Genomic DNA, 13,960 nt, shown 5'->3' on the forward strand with positions numbered 1-13,960 from the left:
CAACTCCAGGCAGCCCGCTACACCATCGGAATGAGGGGTCCCTTTTAGACGCCGATCACCCCGCTAACGGGGTCCCTTTTGCACGCCGATCCACAAACAGTCCGTCTTCCTGGCAACAGAGAGCCTTAAGAGCTTCTACCTCGAGGTACTGACCTGCCGGCGAGGCTCGATCGAGGTCGATCTGCGGCCGGCTGTAATCCACGAAGCCGCGCGGCGTGCATATGACTTGCTTCTCTCGCACCAGGAGCGCGTCATGCAGAACAGCCAGACCCTTCAGGCCTGATCGAGTACGCATGGGACCCGAGAACATCGCAGCGTGGACCCATCTCTATGCCGCGGTTGGGCTGCTCGCTACGATTTGCTCGGGGTGTGCGCTCCTCAAGACGATCTACGACATCCGTACGGGAGTAATCGCGCCGCCGACGGGTTCAGTGCTGCGCTGGTTGCTGTGGTTCCCAAAAGTTTGGCTACATTTTCAACTTAGCTACCTCTGCGGGTTTCCAAGCATTCTGGCCATCGCCATCCTGTATGCGCACTATATCGGGTTCGCAGCATTCGTGCCCACGTAGGTTATGAGGGATACCTCGCGGTAGCCTGAGGCTTGTACTGCGAGGTTGGCCGCCATAGCCCGCGCGGCAACGATCGAATTTGGGCTCCCAAGTTTAGTGAGGCGCACCCAGTTGGTTGTGATGGCCTGCACGTAATTACGGGTCTCCGGGATTGCAGGAATGCTGCCCAGCGCGAGTGAACGACGTTCTGGCCCCGCATTGTATGCAGCCAAGGCCAGATCGACGCGTCGAAAGCGATCAAGCTGCTGACGAAGGTAGCGTGCCCCCGCCCTCATGTTGGCCAGCGCATCCCAAGGGTTCCATAGCTCTAGATTTCTCGCTGTTCCCGGCATGACCTGCATCATGCCCATCGCACCCGCCCCACTTAGTGCCCAAGCCTTGTATCCTGATTCCTGAGCAATGACCGCATCGAGAAGGCTCTCAGGAAGTCCGTTTTCGCAAGCTATTGCGGACATCGCTGCAAAATAAGCTACTCGGCGGTTCTCCACCTCAGGAGACAACCACCAAGTCGGGCGATACCCATTCTGCAGGCACGATGACGAGGTGGAAGGCGCCATGATCGCCGAATGTTTCGGTTCGAAAAGTCCTGACGGTTCGATTCCGCCGAAAGCGTGGGTTCTCTCACTGACGCGGCGCGCATCGGCCGGCTCAACCAACCCTTCAAAGTGGGTGCTCAACGCGACTCCGACGGCCCCCTGCTCATTGTTGGCGGTAGCGGCAAACGGAGAAAAATGGACAAGATCGACTTCCCTAGCCTTCGCGGCCGAGACGCAAATCATTGCGGCAACGACGATCAAACTACAATTGGATGAAATCACGACGCACCCTTCCAAGGTGGCGTGCGGATCTGATCGGGAATGCGCGGGATCAGAAAATCAAAGATCGAAAGCAGAGTCAATCTCTGCGTAAACCCATCAGGCGAGCCAAACAGCGCCTCAACGACAGATGTGTCGCGCTGCCTAGAGATGGAGCAGATGATCGGAAAGTGTTTTTTCGGCATCAGCGATCCTCTCTTCTGGATGCTGCTTGGCCCCGAACGTTTGCTATCACAAGAATAAGATATCGTCGCCTCGCAGACCCGGAAAATCGAGCAGCTGAACAGAACTTTGACGCGCCAAAGGCAACTCTACGAGCTGCTTCGCCCCTCAATGACTTGAATAAATCCGCGTCCCGCCGCCACCAAAGGCGATGACGTTGTATCGCTGGGCCGGAACGCCCGGAACTTCCATTCCCGCAGACCCCAGAGGCATCCCCGCAACAGCCAAGCCCTTAACTCCGGCAGGCCGCAGCTTGAGCACCCGCTGCATGTCGGAAACTGGCACATGGCCTTCAAAGATCATCCCGTCGATAATGGCGGTGTGGCACGATACCAATGCGCTCGGGACGCCGGAATTGCGTTGGAAGGCCACCCTGTTGCGATCATCGATCACCCTCACATTGCGACCAAAGGCCTTTTTCACCTGCGCCGCCCACTTTTCGCAGCAACTGCAACCTGGATCACGGTGCATTACCACATCACTTGCGGCAAGCGCGGGGCTCGCAAGCAAAGCCAAACCCAGAATTATTGATTTCACTTCGTACCTCCAATCATTCGTGATCCATTAATCACAAGAACAACTTTCACCTTGAACTGGGTCAAATTGTCGCCCGGCGCCTTCTTATCTTGATCGGGAATCGCATGATGAGGAGCGCGAGGCCGGTGAGAGCAAAAATCATGCCCGAGGCAGCGAATGACACCAGCCAGATGTTATTGAAATTGTCGTGCTCCTTCCAGTCCATGATGTGCAAGCCCCACAAGAAGTCGTAGACTCGCCAGGTGCTGGTCCGGACCGCGAGGATCCTCCCGGTCTCACCCGAAACATAAACGTGCGTTGTACCATCGATGGCAACTTGCCAGGCGGGTAACGGTCCCCGAAATTCCGGTGAAAGGTCCTCGACCTGGGTGACTTTGAGCGCAGGGTTTCCGCCACCCTTCCAGCTTTCCCGAGCTATTTCAGCCGCCTGATCCATAGCGATCCTTGGCATTCGGACGCCGGTGGACGGATCGAACAACAAGGTCCTTCCGTTTGTCTTCGCTTCGGCCATCAGGCGGCCGTGGTGCATGCGAAGAGTAAGCTCCTCGACTGGGCCGGGTATAGTGCTCAGCAACTCGCCAAGCGGGCGCACAGCCGAAATGCCAGCAATTGGCGACTGTTGGGCCTTGCGATCGACAAGGTGTTCTCCGCGCACGCGCTCTATGGGCAAAGCGCTCATCACAAGGCCGCTCGTCATCCAGATGAGGACCTGCAGTCCAATGATCAGCGACAGCCATTTGTGCATGCGGCTGGCTGTCAAATGCACTCTGGTACGAAGGGATCTCATGAAAATCTGACGTCCTGTTGTCGCGGCTTGCTCAAATGGTGGCCCGGTTAAGTCGAAGCGCATTCGTCACGACGCTAACGGATGACAGCGCCATCGCTCCCGCCGCAATCATTGGTGAGAGAAGGATGCCGAACAGCGGATAGAGAAGACCTGCCGCCACCGGCACGCCGGCGGCATTGTAGATAAAGGCAAACACCAGATTCTGGCGGATGTTCGACATTGTCGCTTGGCTCAGGCGGCGGGCGCGAACGATGCCCATAAGATCGCCCTTGAGCAGCGTGACGCCGGCACTTTCGATGGCGACGTCAGTCCCTGAGCCCATGGCGATCCCAACGTCGGCCGCCGCAAGCGCCGGGGCATCATTCACGCCGTCACCTGCCATGGCAACCACGCGGCCCTCGCTCTTCAAGCGCGCGACAACAGCGCTCTTCTGATCGGGGAGAACGTCCGCCTCGACTTCGTCGATCCCGAGCCTGCGCGCGACCGCCTCTGCCGTGGTCCGGTTGTCACCCGTCAGCATGACCACGCGGATGCCTTCGCGGCGCAAGGCATCAAGTGCCTCGGGTGTCGTCGGCTTCACCGGATCGGCGATCGCGATGGCACCAGCGGCCTGTCCATCAATGCCGACAAAGATAGCCGTCGCGCCCTCGCGTCGCAGATCGTCCGCTGCTGCCGTAAGCGCAGCCGTGTCGATGTTCTGCTCCGTCAAAAAACGTGCGTTGCCGAGTACGATCCGCTTGCCCTCGACTGTGCCCAGAGCGCCGCGCCCGGTGGGGGAGTCGAACTCGGCAACCTGCGCCAGCACGAGGCTGCGCGCCTTTGCTGCGTCGACGATGGCGAGCGCAAGCGGATGCTCGGACGATTGCTCGACCGCCGCAGCAAGACGCAGAACGTCCTCTTCTGTGTGACCGGCTGAGGGCACAATTGCAGTGACCGCAGGACGCCCCATCGTAAGCGTCCCGGTCTTGTCGACCACCAGCGTGTCGACCTTTTCCATGCGCTCCAGCGCTTCGGCATTCTTGATGAGCACGCCAAGGCCAGCGCCTCGTCCTACGCCGACCATGATCGACATCGGCGTGGCGAGGCCAAGTGCGCAAGGGCAAGCGATGATCAGCACAGCGACCGCCGCAACCAGGCCATAGGCAAAGCGCGGCTCTGGTCCCCAGATGCCCCATCCCACGAAGGCAAGAACGGCGATAGCAATCACCACAGGCACGAACCAGCCCGAGACCTGATCGGCCATGCGCTGTATCGGCGCCCGAGAGCGCTGTGCCTCAGCGACCATCTGGACGATGCGGGCGAGCATGGTATCGCGGCCAACCTTCGTTGCGGCAATCACCAATGCGCCAGTCTGGTTGAGCGTCCCGCCGATAACGGCGTCACCCTTAGCCTTGGTAACGGGCATGGATTCGCCGGTCACCATGGATTCATCAAGCGACGAGCGGCCGTCCTCGACAATTCCGTCGACAGGCACCTTTTCGCCAGGACGGACACGCAAGCGATCACCGACCCCTATAGCTTCGAGGCTGACCTCCTCATCGCTGCCATCGGCAAGAAGGCGTCGCGCGGTCTTGGGAGCAAGGCCCAACAATGCCTTGATTGCGCCAGAAGTGCGCTCGCGGGCCCTGAGTTCCAGGACCTGGCCCAGGAGAACCAGCACGGTGATCACCGCGGCGGCTTCGAAATAGACGGCAACACTCCCATCGGCATTGCGGAACGCCGGTGGGAACAACTCAGGCGCAAGCGCCGCGAACATACTGTAGACCCATGCGACCCCGGTGCCCATCGCGATCAGGGTAAACATGTTGAGGTTTCGGGTCTTGAGCGATGCCCAACCCCGCACGAAAAAGGGCCAACCCGCCCAAAGCACGACCGGCGTAGCCAACACGAGTTGGATCCAGGTCGAGAGCCGCATCGGTACGATGTGATGAAGCGCGGGGAAGATATGACCGCCCATCTCCAGCACCAGTACGGGCAACGCCAGTACAAGGCCGATCTTGAACCGCCGGGTCATGTCGATCAGTTCGGGGCTGGGCCCGCTGTCGAGACCGACTTCGGCAGGCTCAAGTGCCATGCCGCAGATCGGGCAAGCCCCCGGGCGATCCTGCCGCACCTCGGGGTGCATCGGACAGGTCCAGATCGTCCCAGCAGGCGCATCGACGGGCTCGGGTGGTGTCAGGTACTGCTCGGGATCAGCAACAAATTTGGTGCGGCACTTGGCGCTGCAAAAGTGCCACTCTTGATCACCATGATGTGCATGATGAAGGGTCGCGGACGGGTCGACAGTCATTCCGCAAACAGGATCACGTACAGAATCCGGTTGGTGATTTGCAGCGATTCCATAGTCGCCATGCTGATGGCCGCCAGATTGATTAGGAGTCATGTGTCTGTTCTCCAGCTGCCGCGCTCATCAGAAGGCATCACGATGCTACCGGCGTTGTGTTCGGTGCCAACGTCCCGAGCCATGCTACCAGGACCAGTATCCCGATCCCCAAGCCAAATTCCAGAACAATGCTCCGTCGCAGCGGCTTTAGCGCTCGCTCAGGATCACCACTCTCGACGGCTGCGGAGAGGGCCGGCGTGAGCCGCAACCGGTTCACTCCGGCCAACCCGAGCATGCCCACAAACAAGACCATTTTCAGGGCCAGCAACTGGCCATAAGGTGCCGCCAAAGCGGCCCAGGGATCTCCGTCGCGCAAAATGAAAAAAGCATTTGCGAGACCCGTCAGCAGCAAAATCACAACCAATGAAGATCCAACAGTTGCAAATTCGGCAAGCACCCTGCACGTCTGCCTTGCCTCGCCAACTTGACCACTTCCTGCGCGAAACAGCATCCACAAGAATCCTGCCAATGCGCCGATCCAGGTGGAGGCTGCGAGGAGGTGAAGTATGTCGGCTGCCAAATGTACCCATCCGACCGTCCCATCGGTCGCCGCACCGTGACCGGACCAGGTTAGGGTGGCCAAAGCCACCCCGCTTGCCAATGCCTGGACCGCCGAACTGGACAAACGCCACAGGGCGGATGCAACAGCCATGATAATCACTGCCAATAGAGCGACGAGGCGGACCTTGAGTGCCAGACCTAGAGCTGTTTCCCCAAGCAGGGATTGAACAGTGGCCTTGTCCACCTCGGCAAACGGTACACCGGCCATGCTGCTGACTTGCACGGCGAAGCCAAGAACCGACAGCGCCGCCGCCGAAGCTGCGACGATCAGCAATGCCACCGCATGTCGGACATTTGCATCGGACGGGCGATCACTGCCGAGTGACAGGCGCTTGAATGCGGTCAGCCCGAACAATAGGCCAAGACTTACGAACAGCGCCCATCTCAGGGCTATGATCCCCCAGTCCTCCACGCGATCAGCGCACAGTAAAAGCGAGAGTGCCGTTGATGCGGTGCGTATCGCTCGAGACGACGTGCCACTGCACGCTATAAGTTCCTGCCATGAGGGGCCGCCCGAATGTAGCGACCAGGGTCTTGCCGTCCTCGCTGACCGAGGTCTTGTATCCGGTCATTTTCATATTGTGGTTGGGCATGCCTGGCATGCCGGTCATCGTGACTTCCATGCCCGAAACAGCGGCGACAAGGCGCTCGCTGAACGTCAGGGTGATGCGATTGGTCGGGGCGGTGGCGGCCTTGTCGGCCGGCTGTGCCGTCACGAGCTTCGGATGGGCGAGCGCCGGCGTGGCAATCGCGGCTCCGGCGACCAGAACGCTTGCAATCAAACTGCGAAACTTTTTCATGAATGGCTCCTTCGCGGGCTCAGGTTGCCCGTGTTGAATACGCGCCGCGCTTGGACACCCCTCAAAAATTTCTGCGTCCATATGAGGGCATTTCACCTTTGCTGCGTATTCAACCATGGATATGGGAGAAATGAGCCATGACGGACCTTGATCAACTTCTGGAACGACTGCGCAACGAGCCGCCGCCCGCGCGCCTCGCGTTGATCGACGACGCGGTCATGACGGAGCTCGCCAGACGGCGGGCCATCGTTCCCATCAACCGTACGGGCCTCAGCCTCGCGGCAGCGATCGCTTTGTTCATCGGGGTTGGTGGTTCGATGTTGTCCGGTGCACCTGCCGACGCCGCACCCATTTCCCCTCTCGGCGTTCCGGCCGCTTTGGCGCCTTCAACCTTGCTGATGTCGCGCTGACATGGCTTGGCGAAAGACCCTCGTTTTCGCGCTTGTTGCATTCGCATTCGCGGTTATCGGGGCACTTGCGGGTCAGGCCTTGATCCGAACTGCCTCGCCGGAAAGCGAGTTGCACGAGATGCTGCACCACCAACTCGAACTCGATGCCAAACAGGAAGCGCAGATCGAAGTAATCGAGCAGCGTTTTGCAGTGCGTCGCCAGGCTTTGGAACTGGAACTTCGCGCGGACAACGCACGTCTCGCCGAGGCGATCGAGTCCGAGCATGGATATGGCCCAAAGGTGTCCGAGGCAATCGACCGGTCGCACGATGCGATGGGGCAGATGCAGAAAGAAACGCTTGAACATATCTTTGCGATGCGATCCGTCCTGACCCCGGAACAGGCGGCTAAATTTGACCGGGCGATCGTCAAGGCGCTCACAGGCAGGGAGCGGTGACAGGGCAACTCTCTGAGCTTGAAGATCAGGACTTGGCTTCGTTAGCCATCGGCGGAAACCAGACCGCTTGTAGCGAGCTTGTCCGCCGGCATCGTGATTGGGTGTACAGGCTTGTTCGCGCGCAGATCGGCGATGCGGATGAAAGCCTGGATGTCACACAGGGGGCATTCATCGCGGCGTTTGGCGCCCTTGACTGCTTCGATCGGGCGCGCCCTTTCAAGCAATGGCTGGCTCGTATTGCTTTGAACAAGTGCAAGGACTGGAGGCGGCGTGCGCTGGTGCGCAGGTTTATGCTTGCAGCAGCCCCTTTGACGGAAGCTGAAGAAGTGGCTGATCCGGCTCCAGGAGCTGACATAGCGGCCTCCGACCGATCCGAATTAAAAGTGACCCTGAAGGCAATTTCCGAATTGCCCGCTTCATTGCGCGAACCCCTCATCCTCCGGACCATTGATGCGCACACACAGGCGGAAACCGCGCAGATCCTGGGGTTGAGCGAGAAGGCTGTCGAAGCGAGAGTTTATCGGGCGCGAGCACGCTTGACGGACAAACTCAAAAAAATTTGAGGGGTCGAGCAACGGGCTGCGTATTCAATGACAGCGGCCCCGATCTCATAGGCAGAAACACCCTCATGACAGTCATTGTCGGACGTAGAGAAATCCTTCGTGGCTCAGCCCTGGTGGGAGGAAGTATCGCCCTTGCCTCGTTCTTTCCGGCATGGGCCAAACCTGTATCTTCCGGCATCGCAGCGCCGCTTCCCACCGTCAGCGGTGAAGACATCAAGCTCACAATCGCCCGCCAATCGATGATGATTGACGGGAAGGCGTTCCGCGCGATCGGTGTGAACGGCACGGTTCCAGCGCCCCTGATCAGGCTGCGCGAAGGTCAGCGGGTGCGGTTGCACGTCCACAACCAGCTTGAGGAAGACAGTTCGATCCACTGGCACGGTCTGCTCGTTCCACCGGAACATGATGGCGTGCCCGGGGTGTCATTCCCCGGCATCAAGCCAGGCGGAAGCTATCTTTATGAGTTCGATGTAAAGCAAAACGGCACTTACTGGTACCACAGTCACTCGGGACTGCAGGAACAGGAAGGCCATTACGGACCGATAGTGATCGATCCGGCGGGGATGGATCCTGTCCAATATGAGCGGGAGCATGTCATTGTGCTTGCGGATCATAGCCCGCTTTCTCCTGCTGCGATCTTCCGTCGGCTGAAGGCCAATCCGGGCCATTTCAACTTTCAACGTCAGACCTTGTCAGGCCTGCTCGGAGGGAAGGATCAGCCCCTCAAGGAGCGTCTCGACTGGGGTCAGATGCGCATGGATCCGGCCGATATTTCTGACGTGACCGGCTCGACCTATACATTCCTGGTCAACGGGCATGGACCGGAAGACAATTGGACGGCGCTCTTCAAACCGGGCGAGCGCGTGCGCCTGCGGGTAATCAACGCGTCAGCCATGACCACCTTCAATGTCAGAATTCCGGGTCTCACCCTGCAAATTGTGCAGGCTGACGGGCAAAATGTCATGCCTGTCGATGTTGACGAGTTCCAAATCGGGGTTGCCGAGACCTACGACGTTGTCGTCCGCCCCACCGCAGACTTGGCCTATACCTTTGTCGGCGAAGCCGTTGATCGTTCCGGCATGGCCCGTGCCACATTGGCTCCGCGCCCAGGCATGAGCGCTGCGGTTCCGGCCCTTCGCAAGCGCCCATTGGCGACGATGAAGGACATGGGAATGGACATGCCCGGCATGGGGGGGATGGACATGAAGGGTCGCGGAGTCGACCCAACCGCTGAACAGAACGCGTCCGCAGGTCTGGCAACGGCTGCTGCCGCTGCCGCTGCCGGATCGGCGATGGAGATGGGGACCACGAGTGGGCCATCCGGCCCCGCAGACATGTCGGGTATGGATCACTCCTCGATGGCCAGCATGGACCATGGCGGCATGGCGGGAATGGACGGAGCGTCCGGGATGGCGGACCATTCAGGCCACCAGATGGGATCAATGAAGATGCGCGACTTCGGCAATGCGCCGCAAGTCAAGCGTGACCCTGGAGTCCAGACAATCTCCCCCATGCCAGTCGATCGCATGGGGGACCGGGGACAGGGCCTGCAGGATGTCGGCCACAGGGTGCTCGTGTATACAGACCTTATAGCACTCGAGCGAAATCGCGACGTCAGGGCTCCGTCGCGCAGCCTCGATATCCATCTTACCGGGAACATGGAACGCTTTATGTGGTCGTTCGACGGGCGGAAGATGTCAGACGTTCATGAGCCGATCCCTTTCACCGAAGGCGAGAGGGTGCGCGTCAATCTGATCAATGATTCCATGATGGCGCACCCCATCCATATTCATGGACACTTCTTCGAATTGGTCACCGGCCATGGCGACCGCGCGCCGCGAAAGCATACAGTTATCGTGCAACCTGGCGGGATCGCCACTTGGGACTTCACGGCCGATGCAGTCGGGGACTGGGCATTCCACTGTCATCTCCTTTACCACATGCATGCTGGCATGATGCGCGTTGTCAGTGTCCGTCCCAAGGGAGACGCGGCATGAGCACGCTTCGCACAGCATTGATAACGGCGGCCACCTTAGGCCTGTCCGTTCCGGCGTGGGCACAGGACCATTCGATGGACAACATGCCGGGCATGGAAATGCCGGCTCCAAAAAAGGCAGCCCCCAAAAAAGCCAAGGCGTCTCCCGCAAAACCAAAGCGAGCGACGCCTGCTCCCGTCGAGAAACCCCCGGTACCTGCAGCCCTGCCTGCGGCACCTGAGGTCGATCACAGCAAAATGAACCACGGACCAACAAGCGACGCCGTGATGGACCATGGGGCGATGGACCATGGGGCGATGGACCATGGGACAATGGGCGAAATGCCGATGCCAGCTGCGGAAGGCGAAGCGGCCCCAGAAGGCATGGCCATGTCGGGCACTGCATTGCCTGCTGGAAGTGCGCCGCCACCCCCTGTCCCAACGGATCGCTATGCCGACCGTCAATTCCCTCCCGACGAAATGGCGCGCGCTCATGCGGAAATGATGAAGGAGAGCGGGGGGCTCAATTTCGGCGCGGCATTTCTCAACATCGCAGAATATCAGGCTCATCGCGGCCGTGATGGCTATCGATGGGATGGTGAGGCCTGGTACGGCGGCGACATCAATAGGCTGTGGATCAAGAGCGAAGGTGAAGGCGAGCTTCGCCGTGGTCTGGACAGTGGCGAAGTGCAACTTCTGTACAGCCATGCCATCGACCCCTACTTCAATCTGCAGGCCGGTGTACGGCAGGATATAGGACCATCGCCGCGCCGCACCTATGCAACCATTGGTTTTGAGGGCTTGGCTCCCGGGATGTTCGAGGTCGAAGGCGGCGTCTTCCTGTCGAACAAGGGCGAGGTCATTGGGCGGGTCGAAGGCTATTACGACCAGCGCATCACACAGCGCCTCGTTTTCCAGCCACGCGTCGAGATCAATTTCTCCGCGCAGGACATTCCGGAGATTGCGATTGGCTCTGGCCTGTCAAATGTCGAACTCGGCGCGCGGCTCAGATACGAGATCAAGCGTCAGTTCGCGCCCTACATTGGCGTTTCGTATTACCGCAAACTTGGAGACACAGCCAGCTACGCGAGGGCTCGCGGGGAAGATGTTCACGCCACAAGCTTCGTGGCGGGCGTGCGGTTCTGGTTTTAATCTGGAGGCGAACAAAGGGGCATGGATGAAATTGCCGGCGGCAATGCGGAACTGAGCGATCTTGTGCGCCTTGCGTTTGCGCAATCGGCGAAGCACGTTCAGCTCATTCTCGATCCGCACGGAAAGATCCTCGCGCTCAATGGCGAAGGCCATCGAGCGGACCAATGGGCGTCTGCCGAGTGCGTGGGCAGCTCGCACGAGTTGTTTTATTCATCTGAAGAAATGGCCGCGGGCCTGCCCGATATTGATCTGGCCACAGCGGCGCGCGAGGATGGCTACGAGCGGGATATGTGGCGTTTGCGGCGCTCGGGCACCGAATATCTGTCGCGAATGACGATTACGGCCTTGCGACATGAGAACACTCTGCACGGCTTCCATGTCATTGCCCGGGATATCACGCACGAGGCGGCCATTCGCGCGGTGAACGACACGCGTGAGCAGCACCTCCAGTCGATCCTGGATACCGTCCCGGACGCGATGATCGTCATCGACGAACTCGGACTGATCGTATCCTTCAGTGCCGCCGCACAGCGCCTCTTCGGATATGAAGAAAGCGAGGTCGTGGGCTGCAATGTGAGCTGCCTAATGCCTGCGCCCGACAAGGAGCGGCATGACGACTATATCCGGCATTACCGCGAAGGAGGAGAGCCTCGTATTATCGGGATCGGACGCACGGTGACAGGCCGTCGTCGTGACGGAACAGACTTTCCCATGCATCTCTCGGTCGGCGTCGCCGGGCATGACGGAGACCGCGTCTTTACTGGCTTCATTCGTGATCTCTCTGAGAAAGAACGCGACGATCTCAAAATGCGCGAGCTGCAGGCCGAACTGATCCATGTGTCGCGGCTCAGCGCGATGGGGACCATGGCATCCACCCTGGCGCATGAACTGAATCAGCCGCTGACAGCAGTTGCCAATTACCTTGAGGAAACGAGAGACATTCTCTCCGATCCTCAAGGCACCCCGATGGCCATAGTTCAGGAGGCACTGTCGGAGGCAGCCAAGGAGACCTTTCGGGCGGGTTTCATTGTCAGGCGTCTGCGGGAATTTGTCGCGCGCGGTGAAGTCGACAAGAACGTTGAGGATCTAAGCCAAGTTATCGACGACGCAGCCCAGCTGGCGCTTGCGGGCGCCAAGGAAAGGGGTGTTCGCACGCTCGTGAATCTTGATCCGCTGGCCAAGCATGTATTGGTGGACAAGGTCCAGATCCAGCAAGTCCTGGTCAATTTGCTCCGAAACGCTGTCGAAGCGATGGCCTCGTCAACAGTACGGGATCTTCATATCGCAACATGCAAGCGTCCCGACGGATTCATCGAAATCAGCGTTCGGGATACCGGGTCGGGTGTCGCCGCCGAAATCAGACCTCGCCTTTTCGAAGCCTTCGTCAGCAGCAAGATTGACGGGATGGGGCTGGGGCTATCGATTTGCCGAACGATCGTTGAGGCCCACGGTGGACGCATTGCAGCAGAATATCCGGACGATGGCGGCACCATTTTCAAGTTCACCCTGATCGATGCCAATGCGGAGGAAGATGATGAACGCTGACCGCGTTGTGCACCTTGTGGATGACGAGGAGGCAATCCGGAAATCAGCCGGGTTTGTACTCTCCCGAGCCGGCTACAAGGTTCATCCCCACAATTCTGGCGTGGAGTTTCTCAAGCAAGCAAAACACGCTCCAATTGGCTGCGTTTTGCTGGACGTGCGGATGCCGGACATGGATGGGCTCGAGGTTCAGCGGGTGATGGCCGATCGCGGGATCAACATGCCGGTGATCGTTCTGACCGGACATGGTGATGTAACCACGGCTGTGCAGGCCATGAAGGCCGGCGCCGTCGAGTTTCTCGAAAAGCCTTTTGAAAAGGCCTCACTACTCGATGCTTTGGAGCGCGCATTCGGGCGACTGGAGCAGCATGACAAGCGTGAAATTGAAGAGCGGGAGGCTCGCACCAAGATTGCAGCGCTGACACCGCGCGAACGGGAAATTCTCGAAGGCCTCGCCAAGGGCTACCCGAACAAGACGATTGCATATGACCTTGGCTGCTCGTCCCGCACGGTCGAAGTGCACAGGGCGAGCCTGATGCAGAAGCTGGACGTCCACAGCCTTTCCGATCTTCTGCGAATAGCGATTGCAGCGGGCCTTTAGCGGATTCGAGCCGCGGTTGCGATATCTACGTACGGACTGCTTTCGCGCACTCTGCGACTGTCGCTGGTATCGATTTTCACAATCTCGGAACCCATGTCCGACGGACTCATCAATCTCGACGTTAAGCGGCTCAAGGTTCTCGTCACCGACGATGAAGCTGGCATTCGCCGATCGCTGCAACTTTTGCTGCACGCGAAGGGCTACGACGCGCACTGTTACACCACCGCGTCTGCCTTACTGGCAGATCACGAGGCGCGCTCGGCCGATTGCATCATCGCCGACTACAACATGCCTGATATCGATGGCCTCAGTTTACTCCAAGCGCTCCGGAAAACCGGCTGGCACGGGGACGCCATCTTGATTACGGCCTATTGCAGCGATGACCTGACGCGGCGCGCCAAGGCTTGCGGATATGCCGAAGTTATCGCGAAACCCTTTATCAGGCGGCCCATCCTCGACGCACTGCAACGCTTCTGCGAATGTCGTCAGGCTGGCGATTGTGCGCATCAAGGGTAAGCGCTGTTTTCAGCCCACGTGGGCGTGCGGCAGGAGCTCGTCGATCCGCGATGCGGGGTGGCCATTGGCGAGACTGGTGAGCGTCGAGGTC

Annotated in this window: 15 protein-coding genes; 8 read left to right on the forward strand and 7 right to left on the reverse strand. The window is 59.3% G+C overall.

Annotated features, from left to right (window positions below):
• Positions 1–535: 535 nt before the first annotated feature.
• The 7 genes from B9A23_RS21265 to copC form a co-directional block, all read right to left on the reverse strand.
• Positions 536–1,366 carry a lytic transglycosylase domain-containing protein gene (locus tag B9A23_RS21265; RefSeq protein WP_254895233.1) on the reverse strand — a complete coding sequence of 277 codons (831 nt, stop codon included), beginning with the start codon at positions 1,364–1,366 and terminating at the stop codon, positions 536–538.
• A gap of 17 nt (positions 1,367–1,383) precedes the next feature.
• Positions 1,384–1,569, reverse strand: coding sequence for a hypothetical protein (locus tag B9A23_RS22560; protein ID WP_138012922.1), 186 nt, complete (start codon positions 1,567–1,569; stop codon positions 1,384–1,386).
• 145 nt (positions 1,570–1,714) lie between these two features.
• Positions 1,715–2,077, reverse strand: coding sequence for a DUF411 domain-containing protein (locus tag B9A23_RS21270; RefSeq protein ID WP_084281368.1), 363 nt, complete (start codon positions 2,075–2,077; stop codon positions 1,715–1,717).
• A gap of 127 nt (positions 2,078–2,204) precedes the next feature.
• Positions 2,205–2,993 carry a PepSY domain-containing protein gene (locus B9A23_RS21275; RefSeq protein WP_254895234.1) on the reverse strand — a complete coding sequence of 263 codons (789 nt, stop codon included), beginning with the start codon at positions 2,991–2,993 and terminating at the stop codon, positions 2,205–2,207.
• Positions 2,962–5,313: a heavy metal translocating P-type ATPase gene (locus B9A23_RS21280; protein WP_139797633.1), complete on the reverse strand. Its 2,352-nt coding sequence runs from the start codon at positions 5,311–5,313 to the stop codon at positions 2,962–2,964. The genes B9A23_RS21275 and B9A23_RS21280 overlap by 32 nt, the downstream gene beginning before the upstream one ends.
• Before the next feature lie 37 nt (positions 5,314–5,350).
• Complete coding sequence (gene copD, locus B9A23_RS21285; protein WP_084281369.1) at positions 5,351–6,286, reverse strand: copper homeostasis membrane protein CopD; 936 nt, start codon at positions 6,284–6,286, stop codon at positions 5,351–5,353.
• A gap of 4 nt (positions 6,287–6,290) precedes the next feature.
• A complete protein-coding gene (copC, locus tag B9A23_RS21290) occupies positions 6,291–6,674 on the reverse strand; it encodes a copper homeostasis periplasmic binding protein CopC (RefSeq protein ID WP_019053902.1) in 384 nt (127 codons plus the stop codon).
• A 137-nt stretch (positions 6,675–6,811) separates the two neighbouring features.
• Between copC and B9A23_RS21295 the strand changes: the two genes are divergently transcribed.
• The 8 genes from B9A23_RS21295 to B9A23_RS21330 all read left to right on the forward strand — a co-directional run bounded on the left by B9A23_RS21295 (position 6,812) and on the right by B9A23_RS21330 (position 13,869).
• Positions 6,812–7,084 (forward strand): hypothetical protein, encoded by a 273-nt coding sequence (locus B9A23_RS21295; protein ID WP_019053901.1) that lies wholly within the window; start codon positions 6,812–6,814, stop codon positions 7,082–7,084.
• Between the two features lies 1 nt (position 7,085).
• The gene (locus B9A23_RS21300) at positions 7,086–7,520 is read left to right on the forward strand and encodes a Spy/CpxP family protein refolding chaperone (protein ID WP_019053900.1); all 435 of its coding nucleotides are present in this window, start codon (positions 7,086–7,088) and stop codon (positions 7,518–7,520) included.
• Positions 7,517–8,083 (forward strand): RNA polymerase sigma factor, encoded by a 567-nt coding sequence (locus B9A23_RS21305; RefSeq protein WP_084281370.1) that lies wholly within the window; start codon positions 7,517–7,519, stop codon positions 8,081–8,083. Before B9A23_RS21300 ends, B9A23_RS21305 begins: the two co-directional genes overlap by 4 nt.
• 65 nt (positions 8,084–8,148) lie before the next feature.
• Positions 8,149–10,080, forward strand: coding sequence for a copper resistance system multicopper oxidase (locus B9A23_RS21310; protein WP_084281371.1), 1,932 nt, complete (start codon positions 8,149–8,151; stop codon positions 10,078–10,080).
• Positions 10,077–11,210, forward strand: coding sequence for a copper resistance protein B (locus B9A23_RS21315; protein ID WP_084281372.1), 1,134 nt, complete (start codon positions 10,077–10,079; stop codon positions 11,208–11,210). The genes B9A23_RS21310 and B9A23_RS21315 overlap by 4 nt, the downstream gene beginning before the upstream one ends.
• A gap of 21 nt (positions 11,211–11,231) precedes the next feature.
• A complete protein-coding gene (locus B9A23_RS21320) occupies positions 11,232–12,755 on the forward strand; it encodes a PAS domain-containing sensor histidine kinase (RefSeq protein ID WP_084281374.1) in 1,524 nt (507 codons plus the stop codon).
• Positions 12,745–13,353, forward strand: a complete 609-nt coding sequence (locus B9A23_RS21325; RefSeq protein ID WP_084281377.1) for a response regulator transcription factor — start codon at positions 12,745–12,747, stop codon at positions 13,351–13,353. The genes B9A23_RS21320 and B9A23_RS21325 overlap by 11 nt, the downstream gene beginning before the upstream one ends.
• Before the next feature lie 93 nt (positions 13,354–13,446).
• On the forward strand, positions 13,447–13,869 hold the full coding sequence (locus B9A23_RS21330) for a response regulator (protein ID WP_084281375.1): 423 nt from the start codon (positions 13,447–13,449) through the stop codon (positions 13,867–13,869).
• Positions 13,870–13,960: the final 91 nt, after the last annotated feature.

It is taken from the genome of Novosphingobium sp. B1 (assembly GCF_900176395.1).
In the GTDB taxonomy this organism is placed as follows: Bacteria; Pseudomonadota; Alphaproteobacteria; order Sphingomonadales; family Sphingomonadaceae; genus Novosphingobium.

Bases quoted from the DNA above. Each gene is read 5' to 3' on its own strand.
- B9A23_RS22560 (WP_138012922.1), bottom strand. From the start codon at position 1,569: ATGCCGAAAAAACACTTTCCGATCATCTGCTCCATCTCTAGGCAGCGC.
- B9A23_RS21270 (WP_084281368.1), bottom strand. From the start codon at position 2,077: ATGCACCGTGATCCAGGTTGCAGTTGCTGCGAAAAGTGGGCGGCGCAG.
- B9A23_RS21275 (WP_254895234.1), bottom strand. From the start codon at position 2,993: ATGCGCTTCGACTTAACCGGGCCACCATTTGAGCAAGCCGCGACAACA.
- B9A23_RS21280 (WP_139797633.1), bottom strand. From the start codon at position 5,313: ATGACTCCTAATCAATCTGGCGGCCATCAGCATGGCGACTATGGAATC.
- copC (WP_019053902.1), bottom strand. From the start codon at position 6,674: ATGAAAAAGTTTCGCAGTTTGATTGCAAGCGTTCTGGTCGCCGGAGCC.
- B9A23_RS21295 (WP_019053901.1), top strand. From the start codon at position 6,812: ATGACGGACCTTGATCAACTTCTGGAACGACTGCGCAACGAGCCGCCG.
- B9A23_RS21300 (WP_019053900.1), top strand. From the start codon at position 7,086: ATGGCTTGGCGAAAGACCCTCGTTTTCGCGCTTGTTGCATTCGCATTC.
- B9A23_RS21310 (WP_084281371.1), top strand. From the start codon at position 8,149: ATGACAGTCATTGTCGGACGTAGAGAAATCCTTCGTGGCTCAGCCCTG.
- B9A23_RS21315 (WP_084281372.1), top strand. From the start codon at position 10,077: ATGAGCACGCTTCGCACAGCATTGATAACGGCGGCCACCTTAGGCCTG.
- B9A23_RS21320 (WP_084281374.1), top strand. From the start codon at position 11,232: ATGGATGAAATTGCCGGCGGCAATGCGGAACTGAGCGATCTTGTGCGC.
- B9A23_RS21325 (WP_084281377.1), top strand. From the start codon at position 12,745: ATGAACGCTGACCGCGTTGTGCACCTTGTGGATGACGAGGAGGCAATC.
- B9A23_RS21330 (WP_084281375.1), top strand. From the start codon at position 13,447: ATGTCCGACGGACTCATCAATCTCGACGTTAAGCGGCTCAAGGTTCTC.